Origin of the sequence: Promicromonospora panici, from assembly GCF_900608595.1 — a bacterium.
Classification (GTDB): Bacteria; Actinomycetota; Actinomycetes; order Actinomycetales; family Cellulomonadaceae; genus Promicromonospora; species Promicromonospora panici.
Genome location: NZ_UWYY01000007.1, coordinates 31,642 through 45,710, shown reverse-complemented (window position 1 = coordinate 45,710; position 14,069 = coordinate 31,642). Strand labels below are relative to the sequence as shown.

The 14,069-nt window shown below is 70.0% G+C and carries 15 protein-coding genes; 13 read left to right on the top strand and 2 right to left on the bottom strand.

Features of this window, described 5'->3' with window-relative positions; genetic code table 11:
• Positions 1–4: 4 nt before the first annotated feature.
• From EW117_RS09395 to EW117_RS09375, 5 genes are all read left to right on the top strand, one after another.
• A complete protein-coding gene (locus EW117_RS09395; protein WP_129786016.1) occupies positions 5–184 on the top strand; it encodes a hypothetical protein in 180 nt (59 codons plus the stop codon).
• A 174-nt stretch (positions 185–358) separates the two neighbouring features.
• Positions 359–688 carry a histone-like nucleoid-structuring protein Lsr2 gene (locus EW117_RS09390; protein WP_129786014.1) on the top strand — a complete coding sequence of 110 codons (330 nt, stop codon included), beginning with the start codon at positions 359–361 and terminating at the stop codon, positions 686–688.
• A 112-nt stretch (positions 689–800) separates the two neighbouring features.
• Positions 801–1,874, top strand: coding sequence for a lactonase family protein (locus EW117_RS09385; protein ID WP_129786012.1), 1,074 nt, complete (start codon positions 801–803; stop codon positions 1,872–1,874).
• Positions 1,874–3,217, top strand: a complete 1,344-nt coding sequence (mshA, locus tag EW117_RS09380; RefSeq protein WP_129786010.1) for a D-inositol-3-phosphate glycosyltransferase — start codon at positions 1,874–1,876, stop codon at positions 3,215–3,217. Before EW117_RS09385 ends, mshA begins: the two co-directional genes overlap by 1 nt.
• A gap of 113 nt (positions 3,218–3,330) precedes the next feature.
• Positions 3,331–4,071: a phosphoglyceromutase gene (locus tag EW117_RS09375; RefSeq protein ID WP_129786008.1), complete on the top strand. Its 741-nt coding sequence runs from the start codon at positions 3,331–3,333 to the stop codon at positions 4,069–4,071.
• 98 nt (positions 4,072–4,169) lie between these two features.
• On the opposite strand, the gene phoU is transcribed toward EW117_RS09375, so the two are convergent.
• Positions 4,170–4,817 (bottom strand): phosphate signaling complex protein PhoU, encoded by a 648-nt coding sequence (gene phoU / locus EW117_RS09370; protein WP_129786006.1) that lies wholly within the window; start codon positions 4,815–4,817, stop codon positions 4,170–4,172.
• A 273-nt stretch (positions 4,818–5,090) separates the two neighbouring features.
• On the opposite strand from phoU, the gene EW117_RS09365 reads away from it, so the two are divergent.
• From EW117_RS09365 to pstB, 7 genes are all read left to right on the top strand, one after another.
• On the top strand, positions 5,091–6,344 hold the full coding sequence (locus EW117_RS09365) for a sensor histidine kinase (RefSeq protein WP_129786004.1): 1,254 nt from the start codon (positions 5,091–5,093) through the stop codon (positions 6,342–6,344).
• Complete coding sequence (locus EW117_RS09360; RefSeq protein WP_129786002.1) at positions 6,341–7,039, top strand: response regulator transcription factor; 699 nt, start codon at positions 6,341–6,343, stop codon at positions 7,037–7,039. The genes EW117_RS09365 and EW117_RS09360 overlap by 4 nt, the downstream gene beginning before the upstream one ends.
• 116 nt (positions 7,040–7,155) lie before the next feature.
• Positions 7,156–8,334: a phosphate ABC transporter substrate-binding protein PstS gene (pstS, locus tag EW117_RS09355; protein ID WP_242504189.1), complete on the top strand. Its 1,179-nt coding sequence runs from the start codon at positions 7,156–7,158 to the stop codon at positions 8,332–8,334.
• Between the two features lie 170 nt (positions 8,335–8,504).
• Entirely contained in the window at positions 8,505–9,608 is a 1,104-nt protein-coding gene (locus tag EW117_RS09350) for a phosphate ABC transporter substrate-binding protein PstS (protein ID WP_242504188.1), read from the top strand.
• A gap of 143 nt (positions 9,609–9,751) precedes the next feature.
• The gene (gene pstC / locus EW117_RS09345; RefSeq protein WP_129785998.1) at positions 9,752–10,744 is read left to right on the top strand and encodes a phosphate ABC transporter permease subunit PstC; all 993 of its coding nucleotides are present in this window, start codon (positions 9,752–9,754) and stop codon (positions 10,742–10,744) included.
• On the top strand, positions 10,744–11,694 hold the full coding sequence (gene pstA / locus EW117_RS09340; RefSeq protein ID WP_129785996.1) for a phosphate ABC transporter permease PstA: 951 nt from the start codon (positions 10,744–10,746) through the stop codon (positions 11,692–11,694). Before pstC ends, pstA begins: the two co-directional genes overlap by 1 nt.
• A 53-nt stretch (positions 11,695–11,747) precedes the next feature.
• Positions 11,748–12,527 carry a phosphate ABC transporter ATP-binding protein PstB gene (pstB, locus tag EW117_RS09335; RefSeq protein ID WP_129785994.1) on the top strand — a complete coding sequence of 260 codons (780 nt, stop codon included), beginning with the start codon at positions 11,748–11,750 and terminating at the stop codon, positions 12,525–12,527.
• Positions 12,528–12,680: 153 nt separating this feature from the next.
• Here the strand turns inward: pstB and EW117_RS09330 are convergent, their stop codons facing one another.
• Entirely contained in the window at positions 12,681–13,235 is a 555-nt protein-coding gene (locus EW117_RS09330) for a hypothetical protein (protein WP_207211821.1), read from the bottom strand.
• Positions 13,236–13,539: 304 nt separating this feature from the next.
• Here EW117_RS09330 and EW117_RS09325 point away from each other — a divergent pair, with 304 nt between their 5' ends.
• Positions 13,540–14,022, top strand: coding sequence for a CarD family transcriptional regulator (locus tag EW117_RS09325; protein WP_020017968.1), 483 nt, complete (start codon positions 13,540–13,542; stop codon positions 14,020–14,022).
• The last annotated feature ends 47 nt before the right edge of the window (positions 14,023–14,069 follow it).

The window sequence follows — 14,069 nt, the reverse complement described above, 5'->3', positions numbered from 1 at the left end:
TGTGATGGATACGACGCTTGCGGTGCTCGCCGGGCTCACGCCCTCGGTGGGCGTCGGCCTGTTGTTCTGGTTTGCGATGCGCAAGATCCTGCGAGCCGACCGGCACGAGCGGGAGGCCCTCGAGCGAATGGATCGCGAGGGCATGGTGGCAGCGGAAAAGATGGGGAATTCCCCTTCGCACTGATCTGCGCCGCCGAGGTTATCCCCGCCGACCTTCCGGATCAAATCCACGTACATCACTGTCCGAGGGTGAAGTTTTGGTGATCGGGGCGGCATGCCCATTATTGACATGTCAATATTGAGTGAGGCATGCTCCGAACTAACCCCGGAATTTGTGGCGCGGAAGGGAAGTACCCGTATGGTTCAGAAGGTTCAGCTCGTTCTCGAAGACGACATCCATGGCGGTGCCGCTGACGAGACCGTGAACTTCGGCCTCGACGGCGTCTCCTACGAGATCGACCTCGACGCCGAGCACGCGGCTCAGCTGCGTGACGCACTCGCTTCGTGGGTCGGCCACGCACGTAAGGTGAAGTCGCCTGCCGCGCGTACCGCCACCACTCGCCGGTCGCGTTCCGGCAGTGACACGGCCGCGGTCCGCGAATGGGCCAAGGCCAACGGCTACACCGTGAGCGATCGCGGACGTATCGCGGCCGAGGTCCAGGAGGCCTACGCGAAGGCCAACGGCTGACGCAGTCGTTGACACGACGGCGGAATGCGCCCCGGCGCCCCTTTCCGAAGGGGCGGCCGGGGCGTCGTGCATTCCGGCCGGAGCATGGGCCCGGCGGAATTAGGCTGGCCGCATGAGTATCCCTACCGCTGCCCTGTGGATCGGTACCTATCCGACGGCGGGGGACGCCCCGGGCACCGGTGAGGGCATCTGGCGCGTCGACATCGATCCGAGCGGAAGGTTCGCGGGCGGGGAGCTCGTCGTGCAGGCCGCCTCGCCGTCGTTCCTCGCGCTGGACCCGTCGGGGCGCACGCTCCTGGCGGTGACCGAGCGCGAGCCCGGCAGGCTCACGTCCTTCCGCGTGTCCGACGCCGGTGAGCTCTCGCCCGCGTCTGCCGCCGCCTCGGGCGGTTCGGGTCCGTGCCACGTCGTGGCGACCGCCACGGTGGCCTGGGTGGCGAACTACACCGACGGCGTGGCCGCCGCCGTGCCCCTGGCGGACGACGGCGGGCTCCGGGCGCCGCGTACGTTCTCGCACGCCGGGTCGGGCCCGGTCGCGGACCGGCAGGAAGGGCCGCACGCGCACTTCACGCACGTGTGGGGCGACCGCGTCCTCGTGTCCGACCTCGGCACGGACGAGCTGCGTACCTACCCGCTGGACGCCGGGGAAGAGGTCGGCACCACCACGGTCGCCGCCGTCCTGCCGCCCGGCACGGGCCCGCGCCACCTGGTCGAGCTGGCCGACGGCACGATCCTGGTCGCGGGCGAGCTGGACTGCCGACTGCACGTCCTGGTCCCGGCCGGACCCGGCCGCCTGGAGCACGTGGGCTCCGTGGCGATCACCGGGCGCACCATGCCCGACGGCGCCGCGGGCTACCCCTCGCACATCAGCGTCGCCGGCGACCTGGTGCACGTGGGTGTGCGGGGCCCGGACGTCCTGTCGGTGCTGCGGGTGCGCGAGGCTCCGGCCGGTGCGGACGGCCCCGGCGTCGTCGGGCACCTCGTCGTCGAGAACGTCTCCGACGTCGACCTCGGGGCGGGAGCGTGGCCGCGCCACCATGCGGTCCTGGCCGACGGCGCCGTCGTGGTCGTCGCCGCGCAGAACACCGACGAGCTGATAGCGGTCCGCCTCGACCGCGCGTCGGGTGCGGGCGAGGTCGTCGACCGGCTGGAGCTGCCCGTGCCCGCGTGCGTCCTGGAGGCGTGATGCGCGAAAGCCTGCCCGCGGACCTCGCCGAGCCGGACACGGGCCGTCCGCTCCGGATCGCGATGGTCTCCGTGCACACCTCGCCGCTGGAGCAGCCCGGTACGGGCGACGCGGGCGGCCTGAACGTGTACGTGCTGGAGCTGTCCCGGGCGCTCGCCCGGCGCGGGGCGCAGGTGGAGATCTACACACGGGCGACGTCGTCGGCCCAGCCCAAGGTGACCGACGCCGAGCCGGGCATCCGCGTGATCCACGTGTCCGCGGGGCCGTACGAGGGCCTGGACAAGAACGACCTGCCGGGCCAGCTCTGCGCGTTCGCGGCGGGGGTGCTGCGCGCCGAGGCGCACCGCCCGGAGGGCTGGTACGACGTGCTGCACACCCACTACTGGCTGTCGGGACAGGTGGGCTGGCTCGCGGCCGAACGCTGGGACGTGCCGCTGGTGCACACCATGCACACGATGGCGCGCGTGAAGAACGCGTCCCTGGCGCCCGGGGACACCCCGGAGCCGCACGGCCGGGTCATCGGCGAGGAGCAGGTGGTCGCCGAGTCCGACGCCCTGGTCGCGAACACCGATCAGGAGGCCGGCGAGCTGGTGCGGGACTATCACGCCGAACCCGACCGGGTGCACGTGGTGCAGCCGGGTGTGGACCTTAAGGTGTTCTCGCCGCTGCCCGAGGCTGACCTCGTCGCCGAGGCGGCGGACGGCGATCCGGTGGACCGGGTGCGGCGGCGGGCCGAGCTGCGCGAGCGCCTCGGGCTCCCGCCGGACCGGAAGATCGTGCTGTTCGCGGGCCGCGTGCAGCTGCTCAAGGGCCCGGACGTGCTGGTGCGGGCGCTGGGCGAGCGGATCTGGTCGGAGGGCGACGGGCAGCCGCCCCTGCTGGTGGTCCTGGGCGGCGCCTCCGGGCGCGCGACGGCGGTCCGCGAGCTGGAGGCGCTCGCCTACCAGGAGGGGGTGGCCGCGCACGTAGTGGTGCGGCCACCGGTGCCGCAGCGGACGCTGGCGAACTACTTCCGGGCGGTCGACCTGGTGGCGGTACCGTCCCACAGCGAGTCGTTCGGCCTGGTGGCGGCCGAGGCCCAGGCCTCGGGCACGCCGGTGGTCGCGGCGGCGGTGGGTGGGCTGCGCACGGTGGTCCAGGACGGCGTCTCCGGCGTCCTGGTGCCCGACCACGAGCCCGAGAGCTGGGCGCTGGCCCTCAAGAGCCTCCTGGACGACGACGAGCTCCGAGCGTGCCTGGCCACCGGCGCCCGCGCCTCGGCGACGAGATTCGGCTGGGACCGCGCGGCGGAGGAGATCGTGGCGGTCTACGAACAGGCCCGCAAGCACCACGCCGCCCGCTAGCTGCGCGCCCGACGCGCGTCGGCCGTCGCGCCCGCGGCCGGTGCCTGTCCAGGGTCTGGGACCGGCACCAGCCGCGTTCCCGAACCTCGGGGGGAGTGCGGCAGGATGGGGGCATGACCTACACCCTCGTGCTGCTCCGCCACGGCGAGAGCGAGTGGAACGCCAAGAACCTGTTCACCGGCTGGGTGGATGTCGCCCTCTCCGAGAAGGGCGTCGAGGAGGCCAAGCGTGGTGGCACGCTCCTCAAGGAGGCCGGCGTCTCGCCCGACGTCGTGCACACCTCGCTGCTGCGCCGCGCGATCTCGACCGCGAATCTCGCGCTCGACGTCGCCGACCTGCACTGGATCCCGGTGAAGCGCAGCTGGCGCCTCAACGAGCGCCACTACGGCGCGCTGCAGGGCAAGGACAAGAAGCAGACGCTCGAGGAGTTCGGCGAGGAGCAGTTCATGCTCTGGCGCCGCTCCTACGACGTGCCGCCGCCCGAGATCGAGCTGGGCTCCGAGTTCAGCCAGGACGCCGACCCGCGTTACGCCGACGCCCCCCTGGTCCGCACGGAGGCCCTCAAGCTCGTCCTCGAGCGCGCCTTGCCGTACTGGGAGAGCGAGATCGTGCCCGACCTCAAGGCCGGCAAGACGGTGCTCGTCGCCGCGCACGGCAACTCGCTGCGGGCCCTCGTGAAGCACCTCGACGGCGTCTCCGACGAGGCCATCGCCGGGCTCAACATCCCGACGGGCATCCCGCTGGTCTACGAGCTCGACGAGGAGACCCTCGCCCCGGTGAACCCGGGCGGCACCTACCTGGACCCGGAGGCGGCGAAGGACGCGATCGCCGCGGTAGCCAACCAGGGCCGCTGACCCCTCCGCCGAAGTAGAACCAGGGCGAAGTAGAACTGTGGCGAAGTAGAACCGCCCTGGTTCTACTTCGCCACAGTTCTACTTCGGCGAGCTGGCGGTCACACGTCCGGGAAGTCGCCCGTCACCAGGAAGGTCACGCGGCGGGCCACCGAGACGCCGTGGTCACCGAAGCGCTCGTAGTAGCGGCCGACGAGGGTCACGTCGACGGCCTCCTGGACCGTGCCCTGCCACTCGGGCGCCAGGAGCTTGTTGAACGTCTCCTGGTGCAGCTCGTCGATGATGTCGTCGTCGCGCTCGATCGCCTCGGCCACCGTGAGGTCGCGTGTCGCCAGCAGCTTGGTGGTCCGCTGGGCCACGCGGACGGCGGCGTCGTGCATCTTCGCGAAGGTGTCCTCCGCCTCCGGCACGATCGCGTGCGCGGGGTAGCGCCCGCGTGCCACCTGGGCCACGTGCCGGGCGAGGTCGCCCATCCGCTCCAGGGAGGCGCTCATCCGCAGCGCGCTCACCACTATGCGCAGGTCGGTGGCGACCGGGGCCTGCTGCGCGAGGATGTGCACGCAGCGCTCGTCGAGCGAGTCCTCGATGGCGTCGATGGTCTTGTCGGAGGCGATCACCTCCTGTGCGAGCTGAAGGTCGGCCTCAAGCAGCGCCGTTCCGGCACGGGTGATGGCGGACTCGACGAGCCTGCTCATCTCGATCAGGTCGTCTCCGACCTGCTGGAGCTCAGCTTCGAAGATCTGTCGCATCGGTTTCCTCTCGCACTCGGGGCGCACGGACGGTTCGCGTCCGCTGAGCGCCGCCGCAAGGCGGGCAGGGGCCGACGCACGGCCGGGCCGGCCGCCCGGACAGTTCCCGGGACGACGCACGGCACAGCTACCGCCCGCACCCGCCAAGGTTCGACGTCGCGCTGTACCGGGAGGTTAACGCTCTTCCTCCCGTACATGAACAGTAGGCGACACGATGCCCCGTGCGCCCGCCGACGTCGACCTGCGGTTGAAACGTCGACCTACCCTGGAGGCGTGGACGGAATCATCTCCGGGGTGCCGGTGCTGGCCGCCGGCATCCTCGGCGTGATCGTCGGCGTGGTTGCCACCGTGGCCTTCCGCGTCTCCGAGCGGCAGCAGCATGCCCTTGCCCAGGCCGAACCCGACGAGCTCGACGCGGGTCTCGTCCGTGTGCTCTCGGTGCTGCGGTCCGCGGCCGTCGTGCTCGACGGCGAGGACGAGGTGATCCGCGCCTCGCCGCCCGCCTACGCGCTCGGTGTCGTGCGCAACGACGCCCTCGTGCACCCCGCGATCACGGACCTGGTGGCCCTGGTGCGGCGCGACGGCGTCATCCGCGAGCAGGAGCTGGAGCTGCCCCGCGGCCCGGTGGGCCAGGGCACCGTGCTCCTGCAGGTGCGCGTGGCGCCACTCGGCCTGGAACGGGTTCTGGTGCTCGCGGAGGACCGCACCGAGGCACGGCGCGTCGAGGCGATCCGCCGCGACTTCGTGGTCAACGTGTCCCACGAGCTGAAGACGCCGGTCGGAGCGCTGGCGCTGCTGGCCGAGACCGTCGCCGACGCCGCGGACGACCCGGTCGCCGTCCGCCGGTTCACCGAACGTATGCAGCGCGAGGCGGTCCGGCTGTCCGCCCTCGTGCAGGAGATCATCGAGCTGTCGCGCCTGCAGGGCGCCGGCGCCGTCCCGAAGCTGACCCCCGTCCCGATCCGCGAGGTCGTGGAGGAGGCGGTCGACCGCGCGCGGACCACCGCGCAGTCCAAGAACATAGCGATCACGATGGGCGGCGACCTGGACACCGAGGTCTACGGCGACCACAACCTCCTGGTCACCGCCGTCCGCAACCTGGTCGACAACGCCGTCGCCTACTCCGGGCCCGCCAGCCGCGTGGGCGTCGGGGTGAACGAGCGGGCCGGCCTGGTCGAGATCGCCGTCGTCGACCAGGGCGTCGGGATCGCCGAGGATGCGCAGGACCGCGTCTTCGAGCGCTTCTACCGGGTGGACCCCGCGCGCTCGCGCGACACCGGTGGCACCGGCCTCGGCCTGAGTATCGTCAAGCATGTGGCCGCCGACCACGGGGGCGACGTCACGATGTGGTCGGAGCCCGGCCGGGGCTCCACCTTCACGCTGCGCATCCCGTCCGCGGACCGGCCTGACGGCGGGAGCCGCGGCACCTCTCGTGAGGAAGCGGGACAGCACGAGGCGCAGGACCTGCAAGGCCAGCACAAGGCCACGGACAACGGGGCCACGAAGAACGAGGAGGTAGGTGCGTGACGCGCATCCTGGTGGTAGAGGACGAGGAGTCGTACCGGGACCCGCTGACGTACCAGCTGACCCGCGAGGGTTTCGAGGTGATCGAGGCCGCGGACGGCAACTCGGCGCTCGCTGCGTACGACGCGGAGGGGGCGGACCTGGTGCTGCTCGACCTGATGCTGCCGGGGCTGTCGGGCACCGAGGTGTGCCGCGAGCTGCGGGCGCGCGGCGACGTGCCGGTCATCATGCTGACCGCGAAAGACTCGGAGATCGACAAGGTCGTGGGCCTGGAGCTCGGCGCCGACGACTACGTGACCAAGCCCTACTCGTACCGGGAGCTGCTCGCTCGCGTCCGGGCGGTGCTGCGCCGCCGTCAGCCCAACGACTCGGCGGAGCACGACGAGGACGGCGTGCTCGAGGTCGGGCCGGTCCGGATGGACGTGGAGCGGCACACCGTCGCCGTCTCCGGGGAGGGCGTGGCGCTACCGCTCAAGGAGTTCGATCTGCTCGAGCTGCTCATGCGGAACGCGGGCCGGGTGCTGACCCGCGGCCAGCTCATCGACCGGGTCTGGGGCGCCGACTACGTGGGCGACACCAAGACGCTCGACGTCCACGTGAAGCGCATCCGGTCGAAGATCGAACCGGACCCCGGCACGCCGAAGTACCTGCTCACGGTGCGTGGCCTGGGTTACAAGCTGGCCGACGACGAGGCGTGACGCGCGCGCCGGCGCCCGTCGCGTGTCGCACGTCACGGGGTGAATGGGACGCTGGTCATCTTCCGTTCACCTGATGTTTGCTCACGGGACGGCGCTGGTGAGTAGTTTCGCGATCCGTGCGTACCTCCCTCTACACCCGTCTCGTCTCCGCTGCCACCGCAGGCGCCTTCATGCTGCCGCTCGCGGGCTGCGGCGTCGAGCTGCCCGGGTTCGGGGCGGAGGACGAGCCGAGTGCCGACCCCGAGCCCACCGTCGTCGGTGAGTTCCGCGGCGCCGGTTCCAGCGCTCAGGGTGCCGCGATGGAGGCGTGGATCGCCGGCTTCCGTGAGCAGCACCCTGATGCGGCGATCAGTTACGACCCGGTCGGCTCGGGTGATGGCCGCGAAACCTTCCTCGCGGGCAGCACCGCGTTCGGCGCCTCCGACGTCGCCCTCAACGACGAGGAGATGGCCGCGTCGGGTCCGGCGTGCGACGGCGGCAACGCCATCGACCTGCCGGTCTACATCAGCCCGATCGTGGTGACCTTCAACGTGAAGGGCGTCGACCAGCTGAACATGTCCTCGGACCTGATCGCGCGCATCTTCACGGGGCAGATCACCCGGTGGGACGACCCGGCGATCGTCACGGCCAATCCCACCGTTCAGCTGCCCGCCCTGGAGATCACGCCGGTGCACCGGTCCGACGACTCGGGCACCACCGACAACTTTACCGACTACCTGCACGCGACGGCCCCGGAGGCATGGCCGCACGATCCCGACGGCCTGTGGCCGCTGCCCGACGGGTTCGCCGCGGAAGGCACGGGCGGCGTGATCGAGACGGTCCGCTCGACGCCGGGCGCCATCACCTACGCGGACGCCTCGGCGACCGCCGACCTCGGGCAGGTCGCCATCAAGGTGGGCGAGGAGTACGTGCCCTACAGCGCGGACGCCGCGGCCGCCGTCGTGGACGTCTCGCCCCGGATCGAGAACCGCTACGAGCACGACCTCGCGTTCGTGCTCGACCGGAAGATCGACAAGTCCTTCGCCTATCCGATGGTGCTCGTCTCCTACCTGGTCGTGTGCTCGCGCTACGAGGACAAGGCCGAGGGCACCTTCGTCAAGGAGTTCGTCGAGTACGTGGCCTCCGTGGAGGGCCAGGAGCGGGCGGCCGCGGCGGCAGGCAGTGCCGTCATCTCGCCTGACCTCCAGGACTGGATCGCGGAGGCCGCGAAGTCCATCTACCTGACCCAGGAACGCCCGGAAGAAGAGGCGGCTGGACAGGCGGCCCGGCAGCCCGGAGGGACGGCCGGCGGGTGAATAATCCCAGACCATGCCATGGTGAGCGTGTTGCGGATCACCCCCTCCGTGATGGCTTGTTCACCTTGCGTTTACCTAGACCTGGGGATCAGGTCATTCCCACTCCCTAGCGTCCCGATTGACGCGCCGGCGATCGCCGCGCGTACGACTTGAACAGGATGGAACGACACGTGAAGATCAGCCGATTCCCCCGCGTTGGCTCCGCTGTCATGGTGGGCGCGCTCGCGCTGAGCCTCGCAGCTTGCGGGTCCGACCCCGGTGCGGACGAGCCGAACGGTGAGGGCTCCGAGACCGCCATGGACCTCTCCGGTGACCTCAACGGCGGCGGTGCGTCGTCGCAGGAGTCCGCGATGGAGGCCTGGCGCGCCGGCTTCCAGGGCCAGTACCCGGACGTCACCGTGAACTACGACCCGGTCGGCTCGGGTGGCGGCCGCGAACAGTTCGGCTCGGGAGCCTTCTCGTTCGCCGGCTCGGACGCGGCGCTCGACGAGGACGAGATGGCCACTGCGGAGGAGATTTGCGGCGCGGGCGGTGTCATCGAGTACCCGGGGTACATCTCCCCGGTGGCCGTCGCCTTCAACCTCGAGGGCATCGACACGCTGAACATGTCCCCGGAGACCATCGCGAACATCTTCGCGGGCGAGATCACGACCTGGGACGACGAGGCGATCGCCACTGACAACCCGGACGCCGACCTGCCCAGCACCGACATCACCGTCGTGCACCGCTCGGACGACTCGGGTACCACCGAGAACTTCCAGGAGTACCTGAACACGGTCGTCCCGGACGTGTGGACCTACGAGCCCGAGGGCATCTGGCCCATCGAAGGCCAGGAGTCCGCGCCGCAGACCTCGGGCGTGGTCAGCGCCGCGCAGGCCGGCGAGGGCACCATCACCTACGCCGACGCGTCGCAGATCGCGGACCTGGGCACGGTGGCCGTGGGTGTCGGCGACGAGTTCGTCGAGTACAGCCCTGAGGCCGCTGCCGCCGTCGTCGAGGGCTCGCCCCGCGTCGAGGGCACCGGCGAGCACGTGTTCGCCTACGACCTCCAGCGCGACATCGAGGGCACCTACCCGATCGTCCTGGTCTCGTACCACCTGGCCTGCGCGACGTACGAGGACGCCGCTACCGCGGACCTCGTCAAGGGCTTCTACACCTACATCCTGAGCGACGAGGGTCAGCAGGCCGCCGCCGACTCGGCGGGCTCCGCCCCGCTCCCGACCTCGCTGACCGAGCAGTTCCTGCCGTCGGTCGAGGCGATCACGGCCGGCTGACCCCGGCCGCACCGAGCTATATGCAGTAATGCAACCCGGCCGGTGGTCGGGCCGCACGAGCACGGCAGTCGCTCGTGGCCCGACCGCCGGCATGGCTGTGCCAGGCTTACCTCAACACAGACACGACGAGCCGAGGAACCTCTGTGACGACCACTGACAGCCCGCCCGCTCCCGCGGCGCCGGTCCGGCGACGACGGTCGAGCGGTGACACCGAACGGGGCTTCAGCCGGACATTCCGCTGGATCGCGACGGGGTCCGGTGCCCTGATCCTCGCGACCCTCGCGGCGGTGGCGCTGTTCCTGATCGTGCGGGCGTGGCCCGCCATGACCGCGAGCTCGGCGGAGCTGGCCGACGCTGTTCCCAGGTACCCCGACGACACGTCGTTCCTCGCGTACGTGGGACCGCTCGTCTTCGGCACGCTGCTCGCCGCCGTCCTGGCCCTGCTGATGGCCACCCCGGTGGCCATGGGCATCGCGCTGTTCATCTCGCACTACGCGCCGCGCAGGCTTGCCCAGGTCCTGGGGTACCTGGTGGACCTGCTCGCGGCGATCCCGTCGGTGGTCTACGGCTTGTGGGGAATCGCGGTCCTCGCGCCCGCCGTCGGGCCCGTGTGGCTCTGGCTGAACGAGTACCTCGGGTGGTTCCCGCTCTTCGCCGGGGGCGCGTCGCCGACCGCCCGCGTGCTGGCTACCGTCTCCGTCGTGCTCGCCGTGATGATCCTGCCGATCATCACGGCGGTCTCCCGGGAGGTCTTCCTGCAGACGCCGAAGCTGCACGAGGAAGCGGCCCTCGCCCTCGGGGCCACGCGCTGGGAGATGGTCCGCACCGCGGTGCTGCCCTTCGGCCAGTCCGGCGTCATCTCCGCGGCGATGCTGGGGCTCGGTCGTGCGCTCGGCGAGACCATGGCCGTGCTGATGATCCTGTCGCCCGGGTTCCTGTACTCGTTCAACATCCTCCAGGCAGCGCAGCAGCAGACGATCGCCGCCTACATCGCCCTGGACTTCCCGGAGGCGAGCGGCCTGGCCGTCAACGCGCTGATCGCCACGGGGCTCGCGCTGTTCGTCATCACGCTGGCGGTGAACATGGCCGCGCGGGCCATCGTCGCCCGCCGCAAGGAATTCTCGGGGGCCAACTGATGAGCGCCGACACGTCCACCATGGACTCCACAGAGCGCACCCGCGCGCTCCTGACCACTGCCGAGCCGCGTCGCCGACGCGTCGACCGGGCGATGACGGTGCTCATCTGGGGCGCCTTCGCGCTGGCGATGGTGCCGTTGGTCTCCCTGCTCTGGACCGTACTGTTCAATGGTGCGGGCCGGATCAGCCTCGAGTTCCTGTCGTACTCGATGCGCGGCATCTTCGGCGGTGACCCGAGCGGCGGTATCTATCACGCCGTGACGGGGACGCTGATCATCACCGGCTGGGCCGCGCTCGTCTCGGTGCCCATCGGCATCCTGGTCGCCATCTACCTGGTCGAGTACGGCCGCGGTGCCCTGGCGCGGTCGGTGACCTTCTTCGTCGACGTCATGACGGGCATCCCGTCGATCGTGGCCGGTCTCTTCGCGGTCTCTCTGTTCACGATCTTCTTCGGCCCGGGGGCCCGGTTCGGGTTCATGGGCGCGGTGGCGTTGTCCGTGCTCATGATCCCCGTCGTGGTGCGCTCCTGCGAAGAGATGCTCAAGCTCGTGCCCAACGAGCTGCGCGAGGCGTCCTATGCGCTCGGTGTGCCCAAGTGGCTCACGATCGTGCGGGTGGTGCTCCGCACCTCCGTGGCGGGTCTGACCACCGGTGTCCTGCTGGCCGTGGCCCGCGTCATCGGTGAGACGGCACCCCTGCTCGTCGCCGTCGGCGTGACCGACTCGATCAACTTCGACGCCTTCGACGGGCGCATGATGACGCTGCCGGTCTTCATCTATCGTCAGTACGCCCAAGGCCTTGCCACCTGCCGCGAGGGCCAGGAGGGCTGCGTCGCTGACATCGCCCTGCAGAACGCGTGGGGCGCTGCCTTGACCCTGATCGCGATCGTGATGATCCTCAACATTGCGGGCCGGCTCGTGAACCGCTGGTTCGCACCGAAGCTCCGCTGACGCGCATCGCACGTCTACCTCACCCGAAGCCACAGCCCGAAGGAATCAGACAGATGGCTCAGCGCATCGACGTCACGGACGTCAACATCTACTACGGCGACTTCCGCGCCGTCGAGGGCGTCTCCATGACCGTCGACCCCAAGTCCGTGACGGCCTTCATCGGCCCGTCGGGCTGCGGCAAGTCGACGTTCCTGCGCACGCTCAACCGCATGCACGAGGTGATTCCCGGCGCCTACGTGGAGGGCAAGGTCGAGCTCGAGGGCGTCGACCTGTACGGCGACGACGTCGACCCGGTGGCGGTTCGCCGGAACATCGGCATGGTGTTCCAGCGACCGAACCCGTTCCCGACGATGTCCATCAAGGACAACGTGCTGGCCGGCGTCAAGCTGAACAACCGCAAGATCTCCAAGTCCGACGCCGACGACCTGGTCGAGTCGTCCCTGCGCGGCGCCAACCTCTGGAACGAGGTCAAGGACCGCCTCGACCGGCCCGGCTCAGGCCTGTCCGGCGGCCAGCAGCAGCGCCTCTGCATCGCCCGCGCCATCGCCGTGAAGCCGCAGGTGGTGCTCATGGACGAGCCGTGCTCGGCTCTGGACCCGATCTCTACGCTGGCGATCGAGGACCTCATCCAGGAGCTCAAGAAGGACTACACGATCGTCATCGTGACGCACAACATGCAGCAGGCCGCGCGTGTGAGCGACCGGACGGCGTTCTTCAACATCGCGGGCACTGGCAAGCCCGGCCGGCTCATCGAGATGAACGACACCGCGACGATCTTCTCGTCGCCCGCCGAGAAGGCCACCGAGGACTACGTCTCGGGCCGCTTCGGGTGACCCTCGGTCCGCCGAGGTAGAACCAGGGCGAGGTAGAACCAGGGCGAGGTAGAACCAGGGCGAGGTAGGACTCTGGCGAGGTAGAACCGCAGCGGAAGCCGCTGGTTTTACCTCGCCAGAGTCCTACCTCGCCCTGGTTCTACCTCGGCGGGGTCACTCCGTGGGGGAGGGCGACGGCGACGTGGCCGGCGAACCCGCGGGGGACGGCGATGCCACCGCGGACGGGAGGTGGTCCGCGTACTCCGGCAGGGTGCCGTCGAACACCGGGAGCTGGAATTCCTTGGAGTCGCTGCCCACGGTGAGCACCGCGTCGAGGTAGTTGCCGGGTGCCGCGCCCACGGTGTCGAGCAGGACGGCCTCGCCGGTCTCCGTGCCCAGGTAGACGGTGTCGCCCGCCGGGACCTCCAGGGTGATGGGAGAGGCGCCGGGCGCCTGGAGAGTGAACGACGCGTCGTCGGGGGTCTTGTTGGCGAGGGCGCCCAGGACGCTGCCCGCCTCGCCCTCGGCGGCCGACACGACCATGAGGTTGATGCCCCGCAGATCCCTGTTCTCCTCGCCCAGCACGGAGACCCCTGCGCCGTCGGACGGGTCGTAGTTCAGGTCCGTGGTGGTCGGCGAGCAGGCCGCCAGGAGCAGGGCCCCCGTGGCGGAGACCGCAGCGAGGGCGATGGTGCGGGCGCCTCGGACGGCGGTGGCGCGACGGGACACGGTGAACTCCCTGATATTCGTCTGGTTCGGGCGGGGGCGGATCCCCGCCATATCCTAGTGGTCCCCGGGGTGTGCCCGCGCATCGCGACCGGAGACGAAATGCCCGGTCAGGGCGTGGCAACGGTCACGGCTGCGGAACGATCCGATCGAGCGTCCAGGAGTGGCGACCGCCCGAACTTGGGCCTTCCGCAGGCCTCTGACCTGCGGAAACACCGTTCAGAACCACCCGCTGCGAAGGCCAAGGGCGCAAGTTCTCCAGATCACGCCGTGGTAACCTGGTTTCAGGGAAAGGGGACATCTGCAGATGACGTTCACAGTAGGCGAGACGGTTGTCTACCCGCACCATGGCGCGGCGCTGATCGAAGAGATCAAGACCCGCAAGATTCGCGGCGAAGAGAAGATGTACCTCAAGCTCAAGGTTGCTCAGGGCGATCTGACCATCGAGGTTCCGGCGGAGAACGTCGACCTCGTGGGTGTACGCGACGTCGTCGGCCAAGAGGGCCTCGACCGCGTGTTCGAGGTCCTGCGTGCGCCGTACACCGAAGAGCCCACGAACTGGTCGCGCCGGTACAAGGCGAACCTCGAGAAGCTGGCGTCCGGCGATGTCATCAAGGTGGCCGAGGTCGTCCGCGACCTGTCCCGCCGAGACGCCGACCGTGGTCTTTCCGCAGGTGAGAAGCGTATGCTCGCCAAGGCTCGGCAGATTCTGGTGTCCGAGCTCGCGCTGGCCGAGCACACCGAAGAGGAGAAGGCGGAAGCGATCCTCGACGAGGTTCTCGCTTCCTGACTTACCCACAGGATCCCTCGCACGTCTGGCCTACCAGTCAGGAGCCG